Origin of the sequence: Streptomyces sp. NPDC057271, from assembly GCF_042668715.1 — a bacterium.
Taxonomy (GTDB): domain Bacteria; phylum Actinomycetota; class Actinomycetes; order Streptomycetales; family Streptomycetaceae; genus Streptomyces.
Map to the genome: position 1 here is coordinate 1 of NZ_JBHUYJ010000035.1, position 22564 is coordinate 22564.

The window sequence follows — 22564 nt, forward strand, 5'->3', positions numbered from 1 at the left end:
GGCCAGGCCGAACACCACCCCGACCATGAAGATCGGCATCATGGACATCACCGGCCCTGGCTCGGTGACACCGAGCAGGGAGCCGAGCCAGCCCCATTGGAAGACCGCGACGACCGCGCCGAGGGCGGCGACCACCGAGAGCAGGAAGCCGAGGGCCGCCTTCAGCGGAACGAGGACCGAGCGGAAGACCACCATGAGGAGCAGGAAGGCGAGTCCGACGACCAGTGCCAGGTAGGGCACGAGCGCGTCGTTCATCTTCTGCGAGAAGTCGACGTTCATCGCGGTGGCGCCGGTGACGAGGACGTTGTCGCCGGTCGCGTCCCGGATGTCGTGGACCAGGGTCTCGGTCGCGACCGAGGAGGGGCGGTCCTTCGGGATGACGGTGATCATCGCCGTGTCGCCGGCCTTGTTCGGCGTCGGCTTCGTTACCGCCACGACCCCGTTCAGGCCCTCGATCTCCTTCACGGTGGACTCGGCCGCGGCCTTGTCCCCGTCGACGACGACCATCAGCGGGCCGTTGAACCCGGGGCCGAACCCGTCCGACAGCAGGTCGTACGCCCGCCGCTCGGTGGCGGAGGCCGGCTTCGCGCCGTCGTCCGGCAGGCCCATCTCCAGGGAGGCGGCCGGCACGGCGATCGCGCCGAGGCCGAGGACGCCGACGAGCAGGACCATGACCGGGCGGCGGATGACGAACCGGGCCCAGCGGGTGCCCATGTTGGGCTTGTCGTCGGCCTTCTTCAGCCCCTTGCGCTCCTTGCGGCCCACGACCTTGGCACCGGCGAAGCCGAGCAGCGCCGGGACCAGGGTGAGCGCGATCAGGACCGCGATCACGACCGTGCCGGCCGCGGCGAAGCCCATCTTCGTCAGCATCGGGATGTTGACGACGGCGAGGCCGACCAGGGCGATCACCACGGTGAGACCGGCGAAGACGACGGCCGAACCGGCCGTGCCGACGGCGCGGCCCGCGGCGTCCTCGCGCTCCCGGCCCTCCGCGAGCTCCGCGCGGTAGCGGGAGACGATGAAGAGGGCGTAGTCGATGCCGACCGCGAGGCCGATCATCATCGCGAGGGTCGAGGTGGTGGAACCGAGGTCGAGGACGTTCGCGAGCGCCGTGATCGAGGAGACGCCGATGCCGACGCCGATGATCGCGGTGAGCAGCGGCAGCCCCGCGGCGACCAGCGAACCGAAGGTGATGACGAGCACGATGCCGGCGATGACCACGCCGACGATCTCGCTCGCGCCGGTCTCCGGCATGGTCTGGAGGGCGTCACCGCCGATCTCGACGGTCAGCCCCTTCCCCTGCGCGTCGTGCCCGGTCTTCTGCAGCGCCTCGCGCGTCGCGTCGCTCAGCTCCATGCCGGAGACCTTGTAGCTGACGGAGACGTAGGCGGTCGAGCCGTCCTTCGAGACCGCCTGGGCGGTGTACGGGTCGACGACGGAGGCTACCTCGTCGGAGCCGGCCTTCAGCTCGTCGACGACGTCCTGGACCTTGGCCTTGTTGGCCGCGTCGGTCATCTTCTGGCCCTCGGGGGCCTTGAAGACGACGCGGGCGGTGGCCCCGTCGGCGTTGCCGCCGGGGAAGCGCTGCTCAAGGAGGTCGAAGGCCTTCTGGGCCTCCGTACCGGGAATCGAGAAGGAGCTGGAGGTCGCGGCGGGCGCGGTGGCCGCGCCGACTCCGGCGAGCGCGAGCAGCGCCACCCAGAGCAGGGCGACGAGCCGTCGGCGCCGGAAGGCGGAGCGACCCAGCTTGTAGAGGAACGTGGCCACGGGGGCTTACTCCCATTTTCGTGGTGGGACAGGGCATGGGGAGCCGGCCCGACGGCGTGAGCGGTGCGCAGCGTCAGGGGGTGCGGGTGGGACGTGTCGGTGGTACCGGCCGGGGAGCCGGTGCCGGTCAGACGCCGAGTGAGGGGAGCACGACGGCGTTGACGTAGTCGGTGATGAAGGCGTGGTCGATCGGCTGGTCCTCGATCAGCGGACGGGCGACGAACGCCCCGATGATCATGTGCGGGACGAACTTCAGTGCCGGGTTGTCGGCGCTGATCTCGCCGCGCTCCACCGCTCGTTCCAGGGTGTCGCGCAGGTTGCTCATCTCGGGTTCGATGAGCAGTTCGCGCAGCGCCTGGTGCAGGTCGGGGTTGGCGTGGACCGCCTGGGCGAGACCCCGCATGAGGGCGGTGTCCTTCTCCATCTGGCAGTCGTCGGTCAGCTCCATGATCGCCTGGAAGTCGCCACGCAGGGTGCCCGTGTCGATCTCGGCGAGCTTGATGGGCTTGTTGTCGCGCAGCGCCGTGGCGACCAGCTCGGGCTTGCTCCCCCACTGGCGGTAGAGGGTGGCCTTGCTGGAGCGGGTGCGCGCGGCGACGGCGTCCATGGTGAGGGCGTCGTAGCCGACCTCGCGCAGGAGGTCGAGCACGGCTCCGTACAGCTCGGACTCACGCTCAGGGGTGAGCCTGCTGCCTGCCATGACCGATCTCCATCCGAACGAAACCGTTTCGTACACCAAGAAGGTACCCCGGCCCCCAGCGAAACGAAACCGTTTCGTACGTGTCGTGGGCCACAGCGCGCGAGCCCCGCCGCGCCGCCTGCCCGCAACGGACCGGCCGAGGGGCGAAAGCCCGTACGAGTTGCCGCACCCCATCAGGGTGGAAAGCATTGGGGGGTGAGTGACGACGCCGCGTATCTCCGCTACCCGCACCTCCACGACGACCTGCTGTGCTTCGCGGCCGAGGACGACCTCTGGGTCGCACCCCTCGTGCCCGACGGCCACCACCCCGGCCGGGCCTGGCGGGTCACCGTCGACCGGACCCGGGTCGGCCACCCCCGCTTCTCGCCCGACGGCCGCCACATCGCCTACACGACCTGGCGCAGCCTCGACCCCGAGATCCACCTCGCGCCGGTCGAGGGCGGCCCCTCGCGACGGCTCACCTACTGGGGCTCGACCGACACCCGGGTCTGCTCCTGGTCCCCGGAGGGCGACATCCTCGCCGTCTCCTCGCACGGCCAGCCCTTCTCGTACTTCTCCTGGGCCTACACCGTCCCCACAGACGGCTCCCCCGGCGGCCGGATGCCCTGGGGCCCGGTCTCCGACATCGCCGTGGCCGACCTCGACGGCGAGCGCCGCACGCTCCTCCTCACCGGAAAGCCGCCGCACGAGCCGGCCTCCTGGAAGCGCTACCGCGGCGGGGCCACCGGCCGGCTCTGGCTGCACGGCGAGCGACTGCTGCCGGACATCGGCGGCCACCTCGACGCACCCATGTTCGTGGCCGGCCGGATCGCGTTCCTCTCCGACCACGAGGGCGTCGGCAACCTCTACTCCTGCCTGCCCGACGGCACCGATCTGCGCCGCCACACCGACCACGACGCCTTCTACGCCCGGCACGCCTCCAGCGACGGGCGGCGGGTGGTCTACCAGTGCGCGGGCGACCTGTGGATCGTCGACGACGTGACCGTCCCCGACTCCGCCCCGCGCAGGCTGGAGGTACGGCTCGGCGGCCCGCGCGCCGGCCGACGGCACTACCAGGTCCCCGCCGCCAACCACGTGGACGCCCTCTCGGTCGACGAGACGGGGCGGGCGAGCGCGGTCTCGGTGCGCGGCAGCCTGTACTGGCTCACCCACCGCGACGGCCCCGCCCGCACGATCACGGACACCCCGGGCGTACGGGTCCGGCTGCCGGAGATGCTGGGCAGCAGCGGGCAGGTCGCGTACGTCACCGACGCCGAGGGCGAGGACGCCGTCGAGATCGCGTACCTGCCGCGCGCGAGCGGGGAACGGGAGCCGCGCCGGCTGGCCACGGGCGAGCTGGGCCGGGTCGAGGAGATGATCTCCGACCCGGAGGGCGAGCGCCTCGCCATCGCCTCCCACGACGGCCGACTGCTGCTCCTCGACACGACCGAGGAGTCCACCGGCGACGTCACCGAGCTGATCCGCTCGATCAACGGACCGGTGCGCGATCTCGCCTTCTCGCCCGACGGGTCCTGGCTGACCTGGGCGCACCCGGGGATCGGCCGTTCGCTGCGGCAGATCAAGATGGCCAGGATCGCCGGCCCGGGCCCCCGGACGGTCGTCGACGTCACCAACGGCCGGTTCGAGGACGAGAATCCGGTCTTCACCCGTGACGGCCGCTATCTCGCCTTCCTCTCCTGGCGGGGCTTCGACCCGGTGTACGACGTGCACACCGGCGACCTCTCCTTCCCGCTGGGCTGCCGCCCCTATCTCGTACCGCTCTCGTCCGCCACGCCCTCCCCCTTCGCGCTGCTGCCGGACGGCCGGCCTGCGGCGGGCGGGCTCGACCCGGCCGAGACGGAGGCCGAGGCCGCGGGCGGGGAGGGCACCACGATCGTGGAGGTGGAGGGGCTCGCGGACCGGGTCACGCCCTTCCCGGTCTCCGCGTCCAAGTACTCGGCGATGCACCCGGTCAGCGGCGGCGGTCTTGTCTGGCTGCGCTGGCCGATCTCGGGCGCGCTCGGCGAGACCTTCGCCAACCCGGCCGACACGACGGGCCGGCCCACGCTGGAGTACTTCAACATCACCAAGGCCCGTAAGACCGAACTGGTGCAGCACCTGGACTGGTTCGCGGTCAGCGGCGACGACTCACGGCTCGTCGTGGTCGACGAGGGCGAGCTGCGGGCGGTGCCGGCGACGGAGCCCGGGGACGGCGACTCGACCGTCTACATCGACCTGCGGCGGATCCTGCACGAGGTCGACCCGGAGGCCGAGTGGCGCGGCGCCTACGACGAGGCGGGCCGGATCGTCCAGGCCTACTTCTGGGATCCGGACATGTGCGGCGTGGACTGGCCGGCCGTCCTCGACCAGTACCGTCCGCTGGTCGAACGGGTCGCCTCCCCCGACGACTTCGCCGATCTGCTGCGCGAGGTGATGGGCGAGCTGGGCACCTCGCACGCGTACGTGACGCCCGCGCGCCGCAACGAGGGACCGCCGCACTACCAGCGCCCGATGGGCCTGCTCGGCGCCAACCTCGTTCCCAGGGACGGGGGCTGGATGGTCAAGCGGATCCTGCCGGGCGACTCGTCGGACTCCAAGGCCCGGTCGCCCCTGGCGGGCACGGGGATCCGGGAGGGCGCGGTCCTCACCCATGTGGACGGCCGTCCGGTGGACCCGGTGACGGGACCGTATCCCCTGCTGTCCTCCTCGGGCGGTACGACCGTCGAACTGACCTTCCGGCCGGCCGAGGGCGAGGGGCGCGCACGCCGCGTGGCGATCGTGCCGCTGATCGACGACCGCCCGCTGCGCTACCAGGACTGGGTGGCCAAGCGGCGCGCGGTGGTACGGGAGGTCAGCGGCGGCAGGTGCGGCTACCTGCACATCCCCGACATGGGCGGCTCGGGCTGGGCGCAGTTCAACCGCGACCTGCGGATGGAGGTCTCACGGCCCGCCCTGATCGTGGACGTGCGCGGCAACGCGGGCGGCCACATCAGCGAACTCGTCGTGGAGAAGCTCACCCGCAAGATCCTGGGCTGGGACCTGACACGCAACGCCCAGCCGGTGTCGTACTCCTCCAACGCCCCGCGCGGTCCGGTCGTCGCGCTCGCGGACGAGGCGACGTCCTCGGACGGCGACATGATCACGGCCGCGTTCAAGCTGCTCGGACTGGGGCCGGTGATCGGTCAGCGGACGTGGGGCGGGGTGGTCGGCATGACGGGCCGGCACCGGCTGGGCGACGGCACACAGATCACGGTGCCGATGAACGCGGCCTGGTTCCCCGAGTACGGCTGGTCGGTCGAGAACCAGGGCGTGACCCCGGACCTGGCGATCCTGCGGACCCCGCTGGACTGGGCCGAGGGCCGGCACGCCCAGTTGGACGACGCGGTCGAGGTGGCGCTCTCGCTGCTGGCGGAGACCCCGGCGGCGAGCCCGCCCGGCTACGACGACGTTCCGGACCGCTCCCGCCCGAAGCTCCCGCCGAGGGGCTCCGGGGAAGGGGACGGGACCAGCGCGCCCAGATCCAGCTCGTAGGCGATGCCCCGCAGGCCGCCGTCGAGCGTCACACCGCCCACGGCACCGAACCCGACCCGGGCGAGCACCGCCCGGGACGGCACGTTGTCGAGCGCGGCCGTGGCGGTCAGCCGCCGCAGCCCGTACTCCTCGGCGGCCAGTCGGCACACCTCCCGTACGCCACGGGTGGCGAGCCCGCGCCCGGTCGCCTTCTCGGCCACCCGGTAGCCGAGTTCGGCGCCGCCGTCGGCCACGTCGAGAAGGTTGAACCGTCCGAGGATCTCGCCGCCGTCCCCGACGAGCACATGGAAGAGGATCCCCCCGGTCCCCTGCTCGTCCAGGAGCGCCTGGTGGCGCGAGGCGAACTCCTCGAAGTACGCGTCGCCGCGGTCGGGCACGTGCGCGGCGAAGTACGCGCGGTTCTCCCGCTCGAACGCGAGGAGCGCGGGCGCGTGGTCGGCTCGGAGCAGCTGCAGATCGGGCATGGGATCACCGTACGGGGAAGGTCCGCGCGGCGGCCCGGAACAAGGGAACACGAAAGGCGCACCCGGCGTCCCGGGTGCGCCTTCGGAGGACAGACGTCAGGCGTCGTAGTCCATGTCGAGGCGGTCCTGGCCCTCCTGCTGGGACCGGCGCTGCTCCTCCTCGGAGGGGCGGCCCTTGGCCCGGGAGGCGCGCTCGGACGCTTCGTCCCTCGCCCTGCCCATCTTCTGCTTCGCCTGCTCGGCGGCCTGCTTCGCCTTGTCCTCGTACTGGTCTCGCATGCCCATGAAGGTTCACTCCTAGAAGGGTGTGAGGGGAACGGGGCGGCTCGCCCCTTGGGCCTCGACCAGCGTGACATGACGGAACATTCCGCGCATTTCGATCAGTTACGGACCGTCACATCCGCCTGGAGCGGGCCTGTTCGTCCGCCGCGCCGCCCGCCCCGACGAGGCCCTTGGAGACCCCGGCCAGGCGCGGTTCGAAGCGCTTCATCTCGCGCTGCCCGACCGTGGCGATGATCCCGGGCAGGTAGCCGCGCGTGGACTGCATCCCGCGCAGCCACCACTGGGCGTACACATGCGCCGAGCGCCGTTCGATGCCCGCCACGATCCGGTCCACGGCCGGGCCGAGGGGGTACGTGCGGTTGGACGGCCACGGCAGCCGCTGCCGCAGCTCCTTCATCACGTCGTCCTGGTCCGCGCCCCGCACCATGTCCGTGTCGGTCCAGGAGAGGTAGCCGACGCCGACCTTCACTCCCTTGTATCCGACCTCGGCGCGCAGGCTGTGGGCGAAGGCCTCGACACCCGACTTGGAGGCGCAGTACGCCGTCATCATCGGCGCCGGGGTGATCGCCGCGAGGGAGGCGATCTGCAGGAAGTAGCCGCGCGACTCCATCAGTACGGGCAGGAACGCCCGCCCGGTCACCGCCCCGCCGATGAGGTTGACCTCGATGACCCGCCGCCAGGCGACGGGGTCGGAGTCCAGGAACGGGCCACCCGCCGCGACCCCCGCGTTGGCGACCACGATGTCGACCTTGCCGAAGCGCTCCTTGACCTCCGCCGCCACCGTGGCCATCGCCTCGTGGTCGGTGACGTCCGCGTGCCACCAGTCGGCCTCGGTGTGCAGCCGGCCGGCGACCTGCTTCAGCTCCTCCGGCTCCAGACCGACCAGCGCGAGCCTCGCACCGCGCGCGGAGAGCTTGCGGGCGAGGAGTTCGCCGACACCCCGGGCCGCTCCGGTCACGACGGCGACCTGGCCCTCCAGACTGACCCTGCTCATGCCGCACCCTCCTTCTGGTCCCCGTGCGCCTGCAGCGGGACCTGAACCTGCTCCTGCCACTGTTCCTGTACGTAAGTGGTGACGAGTTCCCTGATCCGTGCCGTCACGACCTCCGGCGCCTCCACCGGTGTCATGTGGCCCGTCCCGGCCAGTTCGTCGAGCCCCACGCACCTCGGCAGCGCGGCGGCCAGGGCACGGGAGTGCACGGGCGGCGTGAGCCGGTCGGCCGTGCCGACGATCACGGCCACGGGCAGCTCCAACTTCCTTACGTCCGCGTCGAGATCGAGTTCGGCGAGGACCCGCGACCAGGCCACCCGCGGGCGGCGCGGGCAGGCGTGCACGATCCGTGCGCAGGTCTCGACCCGATCGGGCGCGGAACCCGGGCCCATCGTCGCGTACGCGAGGATCCTCCGGGAGACCGGAGTGACCGGCCCGAGGGGCGCCCTCGCTCCCAGGATCGCCCCGGTCAGCCGGGTCCGCAGTCCGCCGGCCCGCAGCGGGACGACGAGGGACTCGGCAACGAGCCGGGACGGCCCGGTTGAGCAGAGCAGGGCCGCCGCCGCGTGCTGCCGGAAGGCGGGGCGCGGGGCGGCCGCCATCAGTGTCATTCCGCCCATGGAGTGCCCGGCGAGGACCGCCCGCTCGCCGGGGCGGAGGGTCGCGCCGAGCACAGCCTCCAGGTCGTCGGCGAGCGCCCGCGTCGAGTAGCCGGACGGGTCGGCCGGGGCAGGGGTGCGGCCGTGGCCGCGCTGGTCGTAGGCGATGACCCTGTGGTCCCGGGCGAGGTCCCGGATCTGCTCGGCCCAGAAGGCGATCGAGCAGGTCCAGCCGTGGGCCAGGACGACGGCCGGGGCGCCCTCGGGGCCGTACACCTCGACGTGGACGCGGGCGCCGTCGGCCGAGACGGCGACGACCTCGCGCGGATGCGGCAGCGATCCCGTACGGGATCCGAAGAGCCGGCTCACTTCACCGTCTCCTTCTTCCGGGACGCGGACGCGCCACGGCGCCCCGCCGGAGCCTTCTCCGCGACCGCCGGCCTCAGCACCTCGTACTCCGCGAGGTCCACCCGCCGCGTCTCGCGCCGGAACTCACCCGTCGTGCCCGGCCAGAGCGTCGTGTTGCGGCCGTCGGCGTCCAGATACCAGCTGTCGCAGCCGCCCGACTTCCACACGGTCCGCTCCATCCGGTCCTGCACCTTGCGGTTCCAGGCGCTGACGGCGGACGGCCGGGCGGCGAGGGCGGCGCGCCCTCCGAGGACGTCGAGCTGGCGCAGATAGTCGGCCATGTAGTTCAGCTGGGACTCGATCATCAGGATCATGGAGGAGTTCCCCAGGCCCGTGTTGGGCCCGATGATCGTCATCCAGTTGGGGAAGCCGTCGACGGTCGCGCCGCGCAGCGACTGCACCCCGCCCTTCCACGCCTCGGAGAGCCGGACGCCGTCCGCGCCGACGACGCGGTCGGCGATCGGCATGTCGGTGACGTGGAATCCCGTACCGAAGACGATCGCGTCGACCTCGGTCTCGCTGCCGTCGGCCGCGACGACGGTCGAGCCGCGCACCTCGCGCAGCCCCGAGGCGACGACGTCCACGTTGGACTGGGCGAGCGCCGGGTAGTACGCGTTGGAGAGCAGGATGCGCTTGCAGCCGATGCGGTACGAAGGGGTCAGCTTGGCCCGCAGCGCCGGGTCCTTGATCGACTTGGCCATGTTGGCCTTGGCGAGCGACTCGACGAGGCCCAGCTCGCCCGGGCGCTTGGTGAAGGCGCTGACCTGGAGCTCGCGGATCCCCCAGAGCAGCCCGCGGCGAGCGGTCCCGGTGAAGGGGAGCGTGCGGTGGAGCCAGCGCTCGGCGCCCGTGATGGCACGGTCCATGCGGGGCATGACCCACGGCGGGGTGCGCTGGAAGAGCGTCAGCCTCCCGACCCGGGGCTGGATCGCGGGCACGATCTGGATGGCGGAGGCGCCGGTGCCGACCATGGCGACGCGCTTGCCGGTGAGGTCGTAGTCGTGGTCCCACTGCGCCGAGTGGAAGACCTTGCCGGGGAAGTCGGCGAGTCCCGGGATGTCGGGGATCTTCGGGTCCGAGAGCGGGCCGGTCGCCGAGACGATCACGTCCGCGGTGAAGGTGCCCCGGCCGGTCTCGATCTCCCAGCGCAGCTCGTCGGCGTCCCAGCGCATCTCCGTCACCTCGTGGTTCAGCCGCAGGTGCGGGCGGAGCCGGAAGGTGTCGGTGACGTGCTCCAGGTAGGCGCGGATGTGGCGCTGCCCGGAGAAGGTGCGGGGCCAGTCGGGGTTGGGCGCGAAGGAGAAGGAGTACAGGTGGGACGGGACGTCGCAGGCGCAGCCGGGATAGCTGTTGTCGCGCCAGGTGCCGCCCACGGAGTCGGCCCGCTCCAGGACGACGAAGTCGGTGATCCCCTCACGGCGCAGCCGGACGGCCGCCCCGAGCCCACCGAACCCCGATCCGATCACCACCACGCGTACGTGCTCGTGCTTCGCCATGCCGCCTCCTGTGCGCCCGGCCCGTGCCTACGACCAAGATTCCGCCAGCAATCACTGGCACAGTCGGGACTGTAGAGCAGCGGCATACCGAGCGGTAGGGGGCGGACGAGGGAAAGTTACCGGCGGTACAACATAGGCTGGCGGGCGTGGCAGACCGATCGGAAGATGTGAAGGGCGTACGCGAGTACCGCATGGACGAACTCGCGGCGGCGGCCGGCATCACCGTGCGCACCCTGCGCTTCTACCGCGAGCGCGGGCTGATCGCCCCACCCCGCCGCGAGGGCCGCATCGCCTGGTACGACGACCACCACCTGGCCAAGCTCCGCACGATCAGCGCTCTGCTCGAACGCGGCCACACCCTCAACGGCATCGCCGACCTCAACACCGCCTTCGAGAGCGGCAAGGACGTCAGCGAGGTCCTCGGCCTCGGCGAACCGACCGAGGAGGAGCCGATCCGGCTCACCCCTCAGGAGCTGGCCGACTACTTCACGGACGAGGTCACCCCCGAGAACCTGCTCACCGCCCTCGACCTCGGCTATCTCGCCACCGACGGCGACGCCCTCGTCCACATCAGCCGCAGGCTGCTCGACGTCTCCGCCGCCCTGGTCAAGGAGGGCGTCCCGCTCGCCGCCGTCCTGGAGGCCGGCCGGGCGGTCCGCGAGCACGCGGACGCGCTGGCCGGACTCTTCGCCGAACTCCTGCGCGCCCACGCGGACGAGAAGGACATCCAGCGGCTGCGCCCCCTCGCCAAGAGCGTGGTGGAGGCGGAGCTCTCGATGGCCCTGGACCGCCGCCTGCGCGAACCGTCCTGAGGCGACGGCGGAGACCCTCATGAGGTGACGGCGCGGGCAGCCACGAGCCGCCTCGGCCTCCGACTCCGCCTCGGCCTCGGCCTCCGGCAGTCCCCGTGAGCCGTGTCCGCGCCGCCCGCGTCTACAGCTCGTAGACCGCCGTGACGGGCGCGTGGTCGCTCCACCGCTCGGCGTGCGTGGCGGCCCGCTCGACGTACGCCTTCACGGTCTTTCCGGCGAGTCGCAGGCTGGCCACCTGGTAGTCGATGCGCCAGCCGGTGTCGTTGTCGAAGGCGCGTCCACGGTAGGACCACCAGGAGTACGGGCCCTCCTGGTCGGGGTGGAACGCGCGGACGACGTCGACGTACCCGGCCTCGTCGAAGACGCGGCTCAGCCACTCCCGCTCCTCGGGGAGGAAGCCGGCGTTCTTCCGGTTGGCCTTCCAGTTCTTGAGGTCGGCCTCGCGGTGGGCGATGTTCCAGTCGCCGCAGACGACGACCTCGCGGCCGTCGGCGGCGGCGCGCTCCTTGAGCTCCTTCAGATACGGCAGGAACTCGTCCATGAAGCGGATCTTCTCGTCCTGCCGCTCGGTGCCGACCTCGCCGGAGGGGAGGTAGAGGCTGGCGACGGTCACGCCGGGGAGGTCGGCCTCGATGTACCGACCGCTGCCGTCGAACTCGCTCGACCCGAAGCCGACGCGCACGGCGTCGGGCTCGCGGCGGGTGTAGAGGGAGACGCCGGCGCGCCCCTTGGCGGCGGCGGGCGCGTGCGCGGTGAACCAGCCCCCGGGCGCCCGCACCTCGGCCGGAAGCTGGCCCTCCTCGGCGCGTACCTCCTGCAGGCAGACGGCGTCGGCGGAGGTGCCGGCGAGCCACTCCACGAACCCCTTCTTGGCCGCGGCTCGGAGTCCATTGACATTGACGGTCGTGACAGTGAGCATCCGGGGAGAATACCGACACGACCAGGCCGCATATACATACAATGCCTCACATGCTTATACGACCCGTACCGTACGACCACCCCGACGCGGCCAAGCTCGACGCCGCCGTCCAGCTGGAATACGCCGCCCGCTACGGCGAGGGCGACGACACACCGCTCGACCCCGGGATGTTCGTACCGCCGCGCGGCCTCTACCTCCTCGCGTACGACGCCGAGGACCGCCCCGTCGCGTCCGGCGGCTGGCGCACCCAGGACAGGAACGACATGGGGTACGCGGACGGCGACGCCGAGCTCAAGCGCATGTTCGTGGCGTCCGAGGCGCGCGGCCTGGGCCTCGCCCGCCGCATCCTGGCGGCCCTGGAGGAGGACGCGCGGGCGGCCGGACGGACGCGGATGGTCCTGGAGACGGGAACGGCGCAGCCCGAGGCGATGGCGCTGTACGCCTCCAGCGGTTACGAGCTGTGCCCGAAGTTCGGCTACTACCGGGACTACGACAGCAGCCGTTGCTTCACGAAGCCGCTGACCGAAACTCCCTGACGCGCCCCTGACATTCTCCGCATCGTCTGGCACGCTGCCCACGCACGTCGATCCGCACCGTTCTCATCCCCCACCTGCCTCGGCAGAAGGAGACATGCGTGAGACGCCATCGCACAGTCGCAGCGGTCCTGTTGTCCGTCGGAGCCCTGCTGACCGGAGCACTGACCGCGACCACGGCGCAAGCCGCGGAGAAGCCCGCCTTCTGGACCGCTGAGCGGATGCGCTCGGCGGTCCCGCTGGATCTTGAGGTCACCCCCGGGGCGCTCAAGACCCTCAAGCGGGTCGCCGGCTCGGCCACCCCCACGACGATCGCCCCCACGGCCTTCCCGCAGCCGGGCGGCCCCTGGACCGGCGGCGGCGTGGTCGTGAAGACCTCCGGCCGGGTCTTCTTCACCTTCCAGGGACGCACGGCCTCCTGCTCCGGCAACGCCGTCACCAGCCAGAACCAGAGCACGGTGATCACAGCCGGCCACTGCGTGAAGTACCAGGGCGCGTGGCACACGAACTGGGTCTTCGTCCCGGCGTACGACAACGGCAACGCGCCGTACGGCCAGTGGACGGCGACGAAGACGCTCACCACCCCGCAGTGGGAGGCGAGCGAGGACATCAACTACGACGTGGGCGCGGCGGTCGTGGCCCCGCTGAACGGCCGTACCCTCACCTCGGTCACCGGCGCCCAGGGCATCCAGTTCAACGGTGGCTACAACAAGCCGATGTACGCCTTCGGCTTCCCGGCGGCGTCCCCGTACGACGGCTCGAAGCTCGTCCACTGCGCGGGCAACTCCTCGAAGGACTTCCTGTTCTCCCAGGACCACAGCCTCGGCTGCAACATGACGGGCGGCTCCAGCGGCGGCCCGTGGTTCTCCGGCTTCAGCGAGGCGACGGGCACGGGCCTCCAGGTCTCGGTGAACAGCTTCGGCTACACGTTCCTGCCCAACCGCATGTTCGGCCCGTACTTCGGCAACGACGCGAAGGCCCTGTACGACAGGGCCCAGGCGTCCTGACACCTGAGAGGCCCCGCCCGGCACCTCCCGCCCGGGCGGGGCCCTCGTGCGCGAGGGGCGCCATGACGCCGATGCCCGCCGGGCCTTTTCCCGTCCGATCTTGCCATCGGACGGGATCTCGTCACTATTCCTGAGCTGACTCAAGAACGGCCGCCTGCTGGGTGTTCACGAGCGGCGCTGACCAGGCGCTCCAGAGGCATACCAAGATCCCTTCCCGCACCGGCGGAGATCGTTCCCCACGCAGTCGACGGCCATCCCTGCTCCTGTGTCAGACACAGGAGCAGGGATGGGCCGCATGACGAAGACCGGAGCGGACCCTGGGAAGTTCGCTTCGCTGACGCGACCTCGGCAAAGAGCTGGGCGAGCCTCCGCCCAGCAGGCGCACAAGGCTGTCATGGATGAGCCCCCACAGCAGGCGACGCATCGGGACGCGCACTGCAGCAAACGCCCGAGCAGGAGGGCGGGCCCCAAAGCCCTGCGCCGTCGCTCCCGTAGCGGACCGATCACGTTGACTCTGGGGTGCGCTCTTCGAGGGCCGCCAGCAGTTTTCGCAGGATGGCGTCGAATGCGTGCGCCTCGTGCTCGGTGAGCAGCCCGAGGAGGCGGTTCTCGTTCGCGGCGTGGTCGGCGACGGCGGCGTCGATGAGTGCGAGCCCCTCGGGCGTGAGGGCGATGCGGAGACTGCGGCGATCCTCCGGGACGGCACGCCTGGTGACGAGTCCGCGCGCCTCGAGACGATCGACGCGCTTGGTCATCCCCGCACGGGTGATGAGGAGGATGTCCGCGAGTCGCGAAGGTGGCAGCTCGTGCGGCGCTCCCGTGCGGCGAAGGCTGGCCAGAACATCGAACTCCCCACGGTCCAGGCCGTAGGCGGCGAAGACCGCTTCCACGTAGTGGCTGCCGGCGATGTGGAGGCGAGCGAAGCGCGCCAGTGTGGCCATTGCGGTGAAGTCGAGATCTGGTCGCTCGCGCTCCCAGTGGGCGACGGCGACGTCGGCGAAGTCGGGTCGGATCTCAGATCTGTTGACCATGCCGCGATTGTATTGCAATCTGTAACCGGCATACAGTCAACTGGTTAATTACATTGGAAGGTGCTCTGATGAAACCCATCGCCGTTCGCTCCTCGGCCGCCGTGCAAGCTCCCGCGGAGTTCGTGTGGGACTTCCTCCGCGTCTACGGCAATGACCTGGACTGGCGTTCCGGCTTGGAGAAGATGAACCAGAGCCCGCCGGGCCCGGTGCGGGACGGGGTCCAGGTGGAGGAGACCCTTCGCGTGCTGGGCAGGGTCGTAGAGAGCCTGGTCGAGGTCTCAGACGTGCGCGAAGGGCACTCTTTCGCGTGGCGGGTCGTCGAGGGCGCGATCGCCGAGGGGAGTCGCTCAGTGACCGCGACGGGCGTGGATTCGTGCCGGGTGGACATCGTCAAGCGGGTGACCCTGACCGGGAGCGATCGCCTCCTGCGTCCCCTGCTCGCCGTCGTGATCACCCGCACCGAACGTGGGGATCTCCGACGGGTCAAGCGGGCGCTGGAACAGGCGTGGAAGGACCGTTGAGCACCCACTGAACCGGTGATCGCACCGTCCACAGTTGAGAACGGTGTCAGCGTCTCCGGCGGGGGCTCCGAGTTGCCTTTTATGGCCCGCGAGGTCGGCGAGGTGGCGGGGGTGGACGTCGGCGTGCGGGCGAAGCTGGAACCGCTACGCAGCAAGCTGGTCAGACTCGTCGATCGCGGCTGGCTGCGGAAGCTGCCCGACGGCCGGTTCACCACCCGTCTGTGACCAGGAGCACCCCCACTCGGAGCGGCTCGGAACGGGCGTAACCGGGGTGCCCCCGGCGGCCGTTGGAATTGTGTGACAAATACCGCAGAGCTCGCCGAGGACACCTGCCCGCTTGTCTACCAGTGCCGTCTGCCGCTGTCCACGCGCACCGTCAACCACCTCGCCGACCTGCTCAGGCGCCATCTGAAGGTCATTCGGTCCAGGTGGCGGATCCTGCCACCGGGGAAGATCGCGGTGATCGTGCTGGCTGTGCTGCGCCACGATCAGCGCCTGGCCGACATGGCCGGCGGAAACGAGGTGTCCGAGTCCACCGTCCGCCGCTGGCGGACGAGCTGATCGGACTACTTGTCGCCCAGGCGCCGCGCCTGGACCGCGCCTTGAACGCGCCTGGACCGCGCCTCGAAGAAGGTCGCCAGGCAGGGCAGGGAGCTGGTCCTGATCGACGGCACCCTCATCCGCACCCAGCGCGGGTGTTCACGGGTACGTTTGACCAGGCACGTCCTGGCGCTTTGAAGATCTCTTCCCGTGGGGCGAGTGATCGTTCCCCGACAAATGAGCGTCATCCACCGCGAAGACCCCAGCCGTCGAGACCTCGGTAGATGTGTGCCGTGAGGCATTGCGGCGCTGCGAGGCATTCGGCTTCACCTCGGTAGACGGCGATGAGGGAGTCCGTACCGCGCCACCAGTTATCCGTGATCCCTTGGAACTCACGGCATGGACGACAAGACCTTCCGCCGACGGCTCGACGATCTGAAGCCACTGGTCGCCGAGCGACTGCCCTACTTCCTCAAGCTCAAGCAGAACGCCGACGCCCGTGGAACCGTGCGCCTGCAATGCCCGGCGGCCGGACCGTCCCCTTCGGTGAACTGTCAACTCCGAGAACGCCTCCGCCCTACCCGACCGACCGCCTCGGGCCCGCCTCAGACCGTGATCAAACTGGCGGATCTCCGCTCCCGCGCCAGCCACGCCTCGGCTCGCCCGACCATCCAGCTCCCTGACAGAGAGTGGACGGACCCTCCCGGCAAGGAGGCGCTGCCCGCCGTCTGCGGGGCCTCCGCGATCAGCGTCCCCGCCGACGCGGCCGGAGACCTGAAGATCGCAAAGTTCCGACAGGACAGTCACTACCTCAGCCCCGCCTGGGACCGGATCTACAAGCCGATCCGCTCCCACAACGAGGGGCTCAACGGTCGTCTCAGGAGCGCCGACATGAACATCGGGAACCCCATGCACCGCCGAGCGCCCGGCCAGGTGGCCCAGACGATCCTCATCGCGATCATGGTGACAATCGGAAACCTGGACATCCTGGAAACCTGGCTCTACGAGCGCACTGGCAGCCGACTCTCCGACGCCGACTTCGAATCCGTTCCAGCTGCCCCAGATCATGGCCTGGCGTACACGCCCACCCCACTCGACATGGGGCGGCATCCGCCGACCAACCTCTGATCGAGCAGCGTCACAGCCGCACAGCACCATCACCAGCCCCGGGCAACTGGGGCCGGTCGCATGCCTTGGCAGCGGCCAAGCGCTCGCCCAACAACCCGCCAGACCCGATACGCCGCCATCCACCACCCCGAACAGGCATCGAACGACCCTGGAAACGACGAAGATCCCGTCCGATCTTTCGATCGGACGGGATCTCGTCACCATTCCTGAGCTAACTCAAGAACAGTCGCTTGTGGACCTGTGGGGATTTGAACCCCAGACCCCCTCGATGCGAACGAGGTGCGCTACCAGACTGCGCCACAGGCCCTTGCGACGTGTGAAACATTAGCATCCCGATCGGGGTGCGAGGAAATCCGTTCCCCCGCAGGTCAGCCGAGGGCTCCGGGGAGCCCTCGGCCGGGGGTCATTCGTTGGCCGCGCGCGGGCGGTCGTCGTCCGCGTACTGGTCGAAGAGCGGGGTGCGGCCGTGGTCGCGGCGGGCGCCGCGGGGCGGTGACGTGCGCTGGCGCGGCGCCGGGTCCGGGACGACGGGCGGTGCCGGCTCCGTGGCCGCCGTGGAGGAGCGGGCCGAACTCCAGGTCTCCGGGTCCGTGATGTCGATGCCGCTCGTGGCGCGCGGGGCGACCGGGGCGGTGACATAGGTGGGCAGCGGGACCGGGACCGGTTCCCAGCTGTCGCCGCGGGCCGGGCCGCGCTCGCGCTGCTGGTCCACCCACTCCGCGTGGTCCGTCTGCTCGACGAGCGCGCGGCGGCCGGCCTCCTGGGGGGAGACCTTGGGAGCCGGTTCGGGTTCGGGTCGGGCCGGCTGCTCCTCCTCCGGCTCGGCGGGCGCGGCCGGACGGCGGGGGCGGCTCTCGCGCAGCCGCGCCGCCGCGGCCTCGGCGCGCCGGCGGTCCATCACGTACACGAAGCGCCGGCGCTCCGTGGTCCGCAGATGCACGATGTACGTGCTCAGCAGCACCGCGGGGACGCCCGGCGCCCACAGGAACGCCAGGCCTCCGACGGCGGCGACGACCGCGCCGAGGCTGAAGGCGAGGAAGAGGACGACCGTCGTCCGGCGGCGCCGGGCGAGGACCTTGCCCCGGCGGGCGCGCTCGGCGGCCGCCTTCGAGGGGCGCCGCGCCGGGGCCGGTTCGCGCTTGCGGTCCGGTTCGGGGTCCGGTTCCGGGACCTCCAGGCGGGCTTCCGTCCTGGCTGCGGGCGCGGAGAAGGCCCGGACGTCGACCGAGCTCAGATGCTCGGTCTCCACGTCCGGGTCCACGTCGGGTTCCCGGTCCTTCAGCTCCCTGGCGTACCGGCGCTCCATTCCCGCCCGTCCGGACAGCAGTCGGATGGCGGTGCTGAAGCGTTCCGTCGGGCGGGCCTCGTTGAGCTCGTCCTGCCTGCGGAGCCACATCGGCACCAAGTAGGCGGCCCAGGCCCCGACGATGACTGCGTAGATGAGGCCGCTGCTGCTCACGCCTCACACCGTAGAGGGGTTCCGTTACGGGCATCGGCCAATTGGCCCGGTGTGTCGCACGATCTGGCTGATATCACTGAACTTTTTTGTGATTGTTCAGATCGATTGGCGATCAACTGCTGATTGAATTCGAACATTTATTTCATTGGGCGGGATGGGCGGGACGTGCCTGGTGCCAGCGGTTCAGCAGTCCGTCGGGGACTTCCTCCGCCGTGAGGGCGAAGACGAGATGGTCCCTCCACGCCCCGTCGATGTGGAGGTAGCGCGGGCGCAGACCCTCCTCCCGGAATCCCAATTTCTCCACGACCCGGCGCGAGGGGCCGTTCTCCGGCCGAATGCAGACCTCCATCCGGTGCATCCCGACCGTACGGAAGCAGTGATCGACCACGAGCGCGACCGCCGTCGGCATCACGCCCCGGCCCGCCACCGCGCTGTCCACCCAGTACCCGACGTGGCCCGAGCACATCGAACCCCAGGTGATGCCCGCCACCGTCAGCTGGCCCACCAGCTGCCCGCGGTACTCGATCACGAACGGCAGCATCCGGCCCGCGTTGGCCTCGCCCCGCAGATGGCGGACCATCTGGCGGTACGTCGGCCGCTGCGCGACCGGACCGCCGGGCGCCGGGGGCGGAATCGTCGCCTCCCAGGGGCGCAGCCAGTCCCGGTTGCGCCGGTTCACCTCACGCCAGACCCGCTGGTCGCGCATCTTTATGGGCCGCAGCACGACATCGCCGTCGGCGAGGACCACGGGCCAGGTCGGGATCATGACGGTCTCGGGTGGTCGCCGCCACGCAACTGGTCGACCGCGTGCACGAGGAGGGGTTCCAGGACGGCGAGGCCGTCGCGGACCCCGCCCGCGGAACCCGGCAGGTTCACGATCAGCGTCCCGCTCGCGACCCCGGCGAGTCCGCGGGAGAGCGCCGCCGTGGGCACCTTCTCCCGACCGTAGGCGCGGATCGCCTCGGGGATTCCGGGGATCTCGTGGTCGAGGACCCGGCGGGTGGCCTCGGGCGTGGCGTCGGTGGGCGAGATGCCCGTACCGCCGGTGGTGAGGACGACGTCGTACCCGGCCGCGACCGCGGCCCTCAGCGCCGCCTCGACGGGCGCGCCGTCCGGCACGACCTGCGGGCCGTCGACCGCGAAGCCCATCCGGGACAGACCCTCGGCGATCAGCGGACCGCCCTTGTCCTCGTACACCCCGGCCGCGGCCCGGTTGGAGGCGGTGACGACGAGGGCGGAGTAGGGGGAGAGGAGAGCTCCGCCCACATCGTCGCCCAGTGCGGCGGGCACCTCGGCCGTGCCGCCGTCCGCAGCGTGGTCCCCGTGCTCGTGCACCCCGGTCACCCGGCCGCCGCGGGTCACGACCCGGCCCCTTCCCGGCTCCAGTCGCCCGACTTGCCGCCCGTCTTCTCCTCCACCCGCACATCGGAGATGACCGCGCCCTTGTCGACGGCCTTGATCATGTCGACCACCGTCAGCGCGGCCACCGAGACCGCAGTCAGGGCCTCCATCTCGACGCCCGTGCGGTCCGTCGTCTTCACGGTCGCCAGAATCTCCACCGCGTCGTCCGCGACCGTGAGGTCCAGCTTCACGCCCGAGACCGCCAGCGGGTGGCAGAGCGGGATCAGGTCCGGGGTCCTCTTGGCCCCCATGATCCCGGCGATCCGGGCGGTGGCGAGCGCGTCGCCCTTCGGTACGCCCTCGCCCCGCAGCAGCTCGATCACGCGCGGCGAGACCAGGACGCGGCCACTGGCGCGCGCGGTCCGCGCCGTGACGTCCTTCGCGGAGACGTCGACCATGCGGGCCGCCCCCGCCTCGTCGATGTGGGTGAGTCCTTGCTGCGTGCTCATGGCCGTGACACTCCCGGTCGCTGTGTGGGACGCCACGGTACCGCCACCAGGCCCTCTTCAGCCGAGGAGGACCACGTCCAGCTCGGCGCCGGGCGCCACCTCCATGGTCTCCTCCGGTACGACGAGCAGCGCGTTGGCGTGCGCGAGCGCCGCGATCAGGTGGGAGCCCGCGCCGCCCACGGGGGCGACGGTGCCGGACTCGGCGTCGTACGTACCGCGCAGGAACTGGCGGCGGCCCGAGGGGGAGCGCAGCGGCTCGTCGGAGGCGAGTTCGGCCCGCACCCGCGGCCGGTGGAGGTCGCCGAGGCCCATCAGGGCCCGGATCGCGGGCCGCACGAAGAGCTCGAAGGAGACGTACGAGGAGACCGGGTTGCCCGGCAGGGCGAGCAGCGGGGTGTGCTCGGGGCCGATCGTGCCGAAGCCCTGCGGCTTCCCCGGCTGCATGGCCAGCTTGCGGAAGTCGACCTGGCCCTCGAACTGGCCGGACGCCGTCAGCGCCTCCTTGACCACGTCGTACGCGCCGACGCTCACCCCGCCGGTGGTGACGAGGAGGTCGGCGCGGATCAGCTGGTCCTCGATGGTGGCGCGGAGGGTGTCCGCCTCGTCGGTGACGGCGCCGACCCGGTAGGCGATGGCGCCGGCGTCGCGCGCGGCGGCCGCGAGCGCGAAGCTGTTCGAGTCGTAGATCTGGCCCTCACCCAACTCCTCGCCGGGCTGGGTCAGTTCGCTGCCGGTGGAGATCACGACGACCCGCGGGCGCGGGCGGACGCGGACGGTGGCGCGGCCGATCGCGGCGAGCAGTCCGATCTGCGGCGGCCCGAGGACCGTGCCCGCCTCCAGGGCCAGGTCGCCGGCCTGGACGTCGCTGCCCCGCGCGCGGACGTGCGCCCGGGCCTCGGCGGCCCGGTGGACGCGGACCTCACCGCCCGCGCCCTCGGGGTCGGCGCTGGCGGCGCGCATCCCGCTCGCCGCGCCCTCGCCCGAACCGCCGTCGGTCCATTCGACCGGGACGACGGCCTCGGCGCCGGGCGGCAGCGGGGCGCCGGTCATGATCCGGGCGGCCTGGCCGGGGCCGACGACCGGCAGGCCGTCGGCGCCCGCGGCCACGTCGCCGATCACCGTCAGGACAGCGGGGAACTCCTCGGTGGCACCGGCGACATCGGCGACGCGGACCGCGTAGCCGTCCATGGAGCTGTTGTCGAACGGGGGCAGGGCGACCGGCACCGTGACGTCCTCGACCAGGACGCAGCCCTGGGCGTCGGGCAGCTGCAGCTCGATGGGTTCGAGCGGGGTAATCGTGCTGAGGACGTCGTCCAGGTGTTCGTCCACCGACCACAGGTCACGTGAGGGACCCGCGCAGGGATCTCCGGGCACGCCACCGTAGACGGCTCCGGCCGCCTCGCCCGCGACGGACGCGCCGCCCGTGACGGACCCGCCGCCCTCGGCGGACCCGCCGCCCGTGACGGACGCGGCGCCCTCGGCGGACCCGCCGTCGGCCGGATCGCCTGACACCGGTGCCGTGCTGCTGCTCAAGGTGCTACATCTCCTCGCTGACGTAACTGCGGAGCCAGGTCCGGAAGTCCGGGCCCAGGTCTTCACGTTCGCACGCCAGTCTGACAATGGCACGCAGATAGTCCCCGCGGTCGCCGGTGTCATAGCGCCGGCCCTTGAAGACCACGCCGTGGACCGGACCCCCGATCTTCCCCTCGCCGCTCGGCGCCGACTGGTACGTCTTGGCCAGTTTCTGGAGGGCGTCGGTCAGCTGGATCTCACCGCCACGCCCCGGCTCGGTCTCCCGCAGTATGGCGAAGATGGCCGGATCCAGTACATAGCGGCCGATGATCGCGTAGTTGCTGGGCGCCTCGTGCACGTCCGGCTTCTCGACCAGGTCCGTCACCTTCACGACGTCGGAGTCGGCCGTCGCCTCGACCGCCGCGCAGCCGTACAGATGGATCTGCTCGGGCTCGACCTCCATGAGCGCGATCACGCTGCCGCCCTCGCGCTCCTGGATGTCCACCATCCGGGCGAGCAGCGGGTCGCGCGGGTCGATCAGGTCGTCGCCGAGCAGCACGGCGAAGGCCTGGTCGCCGACGTGCGGGGCGGCGCACAGCACGGCGTGCCCGAGACCGCGCGGGGCGCCCTGACGCACGTAGTGCATGGTGGCGAGGTCGCTGGACTCCCGCACCTTGGAGAGGCGGTCCTCGTCGCCCTTGCGGGCGAGCGCCTCCTCCAGCTCATAGTTCCGGTCGAAGTGGTCCTCCAGGGGCCGCTTGTTCCGACCGGTGATCATGAGGACGTCGGAGAGGCCGGCCGCTACGGCCTCCTCGACGACGTACTGGATCGCGGGCTTGTCCACGACCGGCAGCATTTCCTTGGGGGTGGCCTTGGTGGCCGGGAGGAAGCGCGTGCCGAGACCGGCGGCCGGGATGACAGCCTTGGTGATCCTGGAAGGCGACTGAGTCATGCGGAGCACCATAGCCGCTCGGAATGAGAGGAAGATGGGGCTCCGATTAACTTCCTGTGCATAACGACTGGTACGAGAGGGTT

The 22564-nt window shown here is 71.1% G+C and carries 23 protein-coding genes and 1 tRNA gene; 8 read left to right on the forward strand and 16 right to left on the reverse strand.

The genetic code is table 11. The features are described 5' to 3' along the window. Nucleotides 1–1767 (reverse strand): MMPL family transporter (locus tag ACFUJR_RS18020; protein WP_383450530.1); only part of this gene is annotated, 1767 nt, incomplete at its 3' end. Nucleotides 1768–1894: 127 nt separating this feature from the next. Further along, complete coding sequence (locus tag ACFUJR_RS18025; RefSeq protein WP_383164353.1) at nucleotides 1895–2467, reverse strand: TetR/AcrR family transcriptional regulator; 573 nt, start codon at nucleotides 2465–2467, stop codon at nucleotides 1895–1897. A gap of 195 nt (nucleotides 2468–2662) precedes the next feature. Between ACFUJR_RS18025 and ACFUJR_RS18030 the strand changes: the two genes are divergently transcribed. Further along, on the forward strand, nucleotides 2663–5977 hold the full coding sequence (locus ACFUJR_RS18030; RefSeq protein WP_383164350.1) for a S41 family peptidase: 3315 nt from the start codon (nucleotides 2663–2665) through the stop codon (nucleotides 5975–5977). On the opposite strand, the gene ACFUJR_RS18035 is transcribed toward ACFUJR_RS18030, so the two are convergent. The 5 genes from ACFUJR_RS18035 to ACFUJR_RS18055 form a co-directional block, all read right to left on the reverse strand. Continuing rightward, nucleotides 5884–6441, reverse strand: coding sequence for a GNAT family N-acetyltransferase (locus ACFUJR_RS18035; protein ID WP_383164347.1), 558 nt, complete (start codon nucleotides 6439–6441; stop codon nucleotides 5884–5886). The genes ACFUJR_RS18030 and ACFUJR_RS18035 overlap by 94 nt on opposite strands. A 96-nt stretch (nucleotides 6442–6537) precedes the next feature. Beyond that, nucleotides 6538–6726: a hypothetical protein gene (locus tag ACFUJR_RS18040; protein WP_352188447.1), complete on the reverse strand. Its 189-nt coding sequence runs from the start codon at nucleotides 6724–6726 to the stop codon at nucleotides 6538–6540. A gap of 109 nt (nucleotides 6727–6835) precedes the next feature. Then, nucleotides 6836–7717, reverse strand: coding sequence for an SDR family oxidoreductase (locus ACFUJR_RS18045; protein WP_383164344.1), 882 nt, complete (start codon nucleotides 7715–7717; stop codon nucleotides 6836–6838). Continuing rightward, on the reverse strand, nucleotides 7714–8682 hold the full coding sequence (locus ACFUJR_RS18050) for an alpha/beta fold hydrolase (protein ID WP_383164341.1): 969 nt from the start codon (nucleotides 8680–8682) through the stop codon (nucleotides 7714–7716). The genes ACFUJR_RS18045 and ACFUJR_RS18050 overlap by 4 nt, the downstream gene beginning before the upstream one ends. After that, complete coding sequence (locus ACFUJR_RS18055; protein WP_383164338.1) at nucleotides 8679–10217, reverse strand: flavin-containing monooxygenase; 1539 nt, start codon at nucleotides 10215–10217, stop codon at nucleotides 8679–8681. Before ACFUJR_RS18055 ends, ACFUJR_RS18050 begins: the two co-directional genes overlap by 4 nt. Nucleotides 10218–10408: 191 nt before the next feature. Between ACFUJR_RS18055 and ACFUJR_RS18060 the strand changes: the two genes are divergently transcribed. After that, the gene (locus ACFUJR_RS18060; protein WP_383164387.1) at nucleotides 10409–11029 is read left to right on the forward strand and encodes a MerR family transcriptional regulator; all 621 of its coding nucleotides are present in this window, start codon (nucleotides 10409–10411) and stop codon (nucleotides 11027–11029) included. A gap of 121 nt (nucleotides 11030–11150) precedes the next feature. On the opposite strand, the gene ACFUJR_RS18065 is transcribed toward ACFUJR_RS18060, so the two are convergent. Then, complete coding sequence (locus ACFUJR_RS18065) at nucleotides 11151–11948, reverse strand: exodeoxyribonuclease III (protein WP_383164335.1); 798 nt, start codon at nucleotides 11946–11948, stop codon at nucleotides 11151–11153. Between the two features lie 50 nt (nucleotides 11949–11998). Here ACFUJR_RS18065 and ACFUJR_RS18070 point away from each other — a divergent pair, with 50 nt between their 5' ends. Both ACFUJR_RS18070 and ACFUJR_RS18075 read left to right on the forward strand, forming a co-directional pair. Continuing rightward, nucleotides 11999–12484 carry a GNAT family N-acetyltransferase gene (locus tag ACFUJR_RS18070; protein ID WP_383164332.1) on the forward strand — a complete coding sequence of 162 codons (486 nt, stop codon included), beginning with the start codon at nucleotides 11999–12001 and terminating at the stop codon, nucleotides 12482–12484. A gap of 98 nt (nucleotides 12485–12582) precedes the next feature. Then, the gene (locus ACFUJR_RS18075) at nucleotides 12583–13488 is read left to right on the forward strand and encodes a trypsin-like serine peptidase (protein ID WP_383164329.1); all 906 of its coding nucleotides are present in this window, start codon (nucleotides 12583–12585) and stop codon (nucleotides 13486–13488) included. Nucleotides 13489–13991: 503 nt separating this feature from the next. On the opposite strand, the gene ACFUJR_RS18080 is transcribed toward ACFUJR_RS18075, so the two are convergent. After that, nucleotides 13992–14519: a MarR family winged helix-turn-helix transcriptional regulator gene (locus ACFUJR_RS18080; protein WP_383164326.1), complete on the reverse strand. Its 528-nt coding sequence runs from the start codon at nucleotides 14517–14519 to the stop codon at nucleotides 13992–13994. A 68-nt stretch (nucleotides 14520–14587) separates the two neighbouring features. Here ACFUJR_RS18080 and ACFUJR_RS18085 point away from each other — a divergent pair, with 68 nt between their 5' ends. The 4 genes from ACFUJR_RS18085 (at nucleotide 14588) to ACFUJR_RS18100 (ending at nucleotide 16708) form a co-directional block, all read left to right on the forward strand. Beyond that, nucleotides 14588–15040, forward strand: coding sequence for an SRPBCC family protein (locus ACFUJR_RS18085; RefSeq protein WP_383164323.1), 453 nt, complete (start codon nucleotides 14588–14590; stop codon nucleotides 15038–15040). Between the two features lie 15 nt (nucleotides 15041–15055). Then, the gene (locus ACFUJR_RS18090) at nucleotides 15056–15265 is read left to right on the forward strand and encodes a hypothetical protein (protein WP_383164320.1); all 210 of its coding nucleotides are present in this window, start codon (nucleotides 15056–15058) and stop codon (nucleotides 15263–15265) included. 72 nt (nucleotides 15266–15337) lie between these two features. Beyond that, complete coding sequence (locus ACFUJR_RS18095) at nucleotides 15338–15601, forward strand: hypothetical protein (protein WP_383164317.1); 264 nt, start codon at nucleotides 15338–15340, stop codon at nucleotides 15599–15601. A 378-nt stretch (nucleotides 15602–15979) separates the two neighbouring features. Continuing rightward, complete coding sequence (locus tag ACFUJR_RS18100; protein ID WP_383164395.1) at nucleotides 15980–16708, forward strand: hypothetical protein; 729 nt, start codon at nucleotides 15980–15982, stop codon at nucleotides 16706–16708. A gap of 233 nt (nucleotides 16709–16941) precedes the next feature. Here the strand turns inward: ACFUJR_RS18100 and ACFUJR_RS18105 are convergent. From ACFUJR_RS18105 to galU, 7 genes are all read right to left on the reverse strand, one after another. Continuing rightward, a tRNA-Ala gene (locus ACFUJR_RS18105) sits at nucleotides 16942–17015 on the reverse strand. Between the two features lie 96 nt (nucleotides 17016–17111). Continuing rightward, on the reverse strand, nucleotides 17112–18167 hold the full coding sequence (gene glpR, locus ACFUJR_RS18110) for a gephyrin-like molybdotransferase receptor GlpR (RefSeq protein WP_383164315.1): 1056 nt from the start codon (nucleotides 18165–18167) through the stop codon (nucleotides 17112–17114). A 142-nt stretch (nucleotides 18168–18309) separates the two neighbouring features. Further along, entirely contained in the window at nucleotides 18310–18933 is a 624-nt protein-coding gene (locus ACFUJR_RS18115) for a GNAT family N-acetyltransferase (RefSeq protein ID WP_383164312.1), read from the reverse strand. Further along, nucleotides 18930–19457, reverse strand: a complete 528-nt coding sequence (locus ACFUJR_RS18120; RefSeq protein WP_383164384.1) for a molybdenum cofactor biosynthesis protein B — start codon at nucleotides 19455–19457, stop codon at nucleotides 18930–18932. The genes ACFUJR_RS18115 and ACFUJR_RS18120 overlap by 4 nt, the downstream gene beginning before the upstream one ends. Nucleotides 19458–19525: 68 nt before the next feature. Then, nucleotides 19526–20017 carry a cyclic pyranopterin monophosphate synthase MoaC gene (moaC, locus tag ACFUJR_RS18125; protein WP_383164309.1) on the reverse strand — a complete coding sequence of 164 codons (492 nt, stop codon included), beginning with the start codon at nucleotides 20015–20017 and terminating at the stop codon, nucleotides 19526–19528. 57 nt (nucleotides 20018–20074) lie between these two features. Further along, complete coding sequence (gene glp, locus ACFUJR_RS18130; protein ID WP_383164381.1) at nucleotides 20075–21391, reverse strand: gephyrin-like molybdotransferase Glp; 1317 nt, start codon at nucleotides 21389–21391, stop codon at nucleotides 20075–20077. 163 nt (nucleotides 21392–21554) lie between these two features. Beyond that, nucleotides 21555–22481, reverse strand: a complete 927-nt coding sequence (gene galU / locus ACFUJR_RS18135; RefSeq protein ID WP_383164306.1) for a UTP--glucose-1-phosphate uridylyltransferase GalU — start codon at nucleotides 22479–22481, stop codon at nucleotides 21555–21557. Between the last annotated feature and the right edge of the window lie 83 nt (nucleotides 22482–22564).

Bases quoted from the DNA above. Each gene is read 5' to 3' on its own strand.
- ACFUJR_RS18025 (WP_383164353.1), bottom strand. From the start codon at position 2,467: ATGGCAGGCAGCAGGCTCACCCCTGAGCGTGAGTCCGAGCTGTACGGA.
- ACFUJR_RS18035 (WP_383164347.1), bottom strand. From the start codon at position 6,441: ATGCCCGATCTGCAGCTGCTCCGAGCCGACCACGCGCCCGCGCTCCTC.
- ACFUJR_RS18040 (WP_352188447.1), bottom strand. From the start codon at position 6,726: ATGGGCATGCGAGACCAGTACGAGGACAAGGCGAAGCAGGCCGCCGAG.
- ACFUJR_RS18045 (WP_383164344.1), bottom strand. From the start codon at position 7,717: ATGAGCAGGGTCAGTCTGGAGGGCCAGGTCGCCGTCGTGACCGGAGCG.
- ACFUJR_RS18055 (WP_383164338.1), bottom strand. From the start codon at position 10,217: ATGGCGAAGCACGAGCACGTACGCGTGGTGGTGATCGGATCGGGGTTC.
- ACFUJR_RS18060 (WP_383164387.1), top strand. From the start codon at position 10,409: ATGGACGAACTCGCGGCGGCGGCCGGCATCACCGTGCGCACCCTGCGC.
- ACFUJR_RS18065 (WP_383164335.1), bottom strand. From the start codon at position 11,948: ATGCTCACTGTCACGACCGTCAATGTCAATGGACTCCGAGCCGCGGCC.
- ACFUJR_RS18070 (WP_383164332.1), top strand. From the start codon at position 11,999: ATGCTTATACGACCCGTACCGTACGACCACCCCGACGCGGCCAAGCTC.
- ACFUJR_RS18080 (WP_383164326.1), bottom strand. From the start codon at position 14,519: ATGGTCAACAGATCTGAGATCCGACCCGACTTCGCCGACGTCGCCGTC.
- ACFUJR_RS18085 (WP_383164323.1), top strand. From the start codon at position 14,588: ATGAAACCCATCGCCGTTCGCTCCTCGGCCGCCGTGCAAGCTCCCGCG.
- ACFUJR_RS18100 (WP_383164395.1), top strand. From the start codon at position 15,980: ATGGACGACAAGACCTTCCGCCGACGGCTCGACGATCTGAAGCCACTG.
- ACFUJR_RS18115 (WP_383164312.1), bottom strand. From the start codon at position 18,933: ATGATCCCGACCTGGCCCGTGGTCCTCGCCGACGGCGATGTCGTGCTG.
- moaC (WP_383164309.1), bottom strand. From the start codon at position 20,017: ATGAGCACGCAGCAAGGACTCACCCACATCGACGAGGCGGGGGCGGCC.
- galU (WP_383164306.1), bottom strand. From the start codon at position 22,481: ATGACTCAGTCGCCTTCCAGGATCACCAAGGCTGTCATCCCGGCCGCC.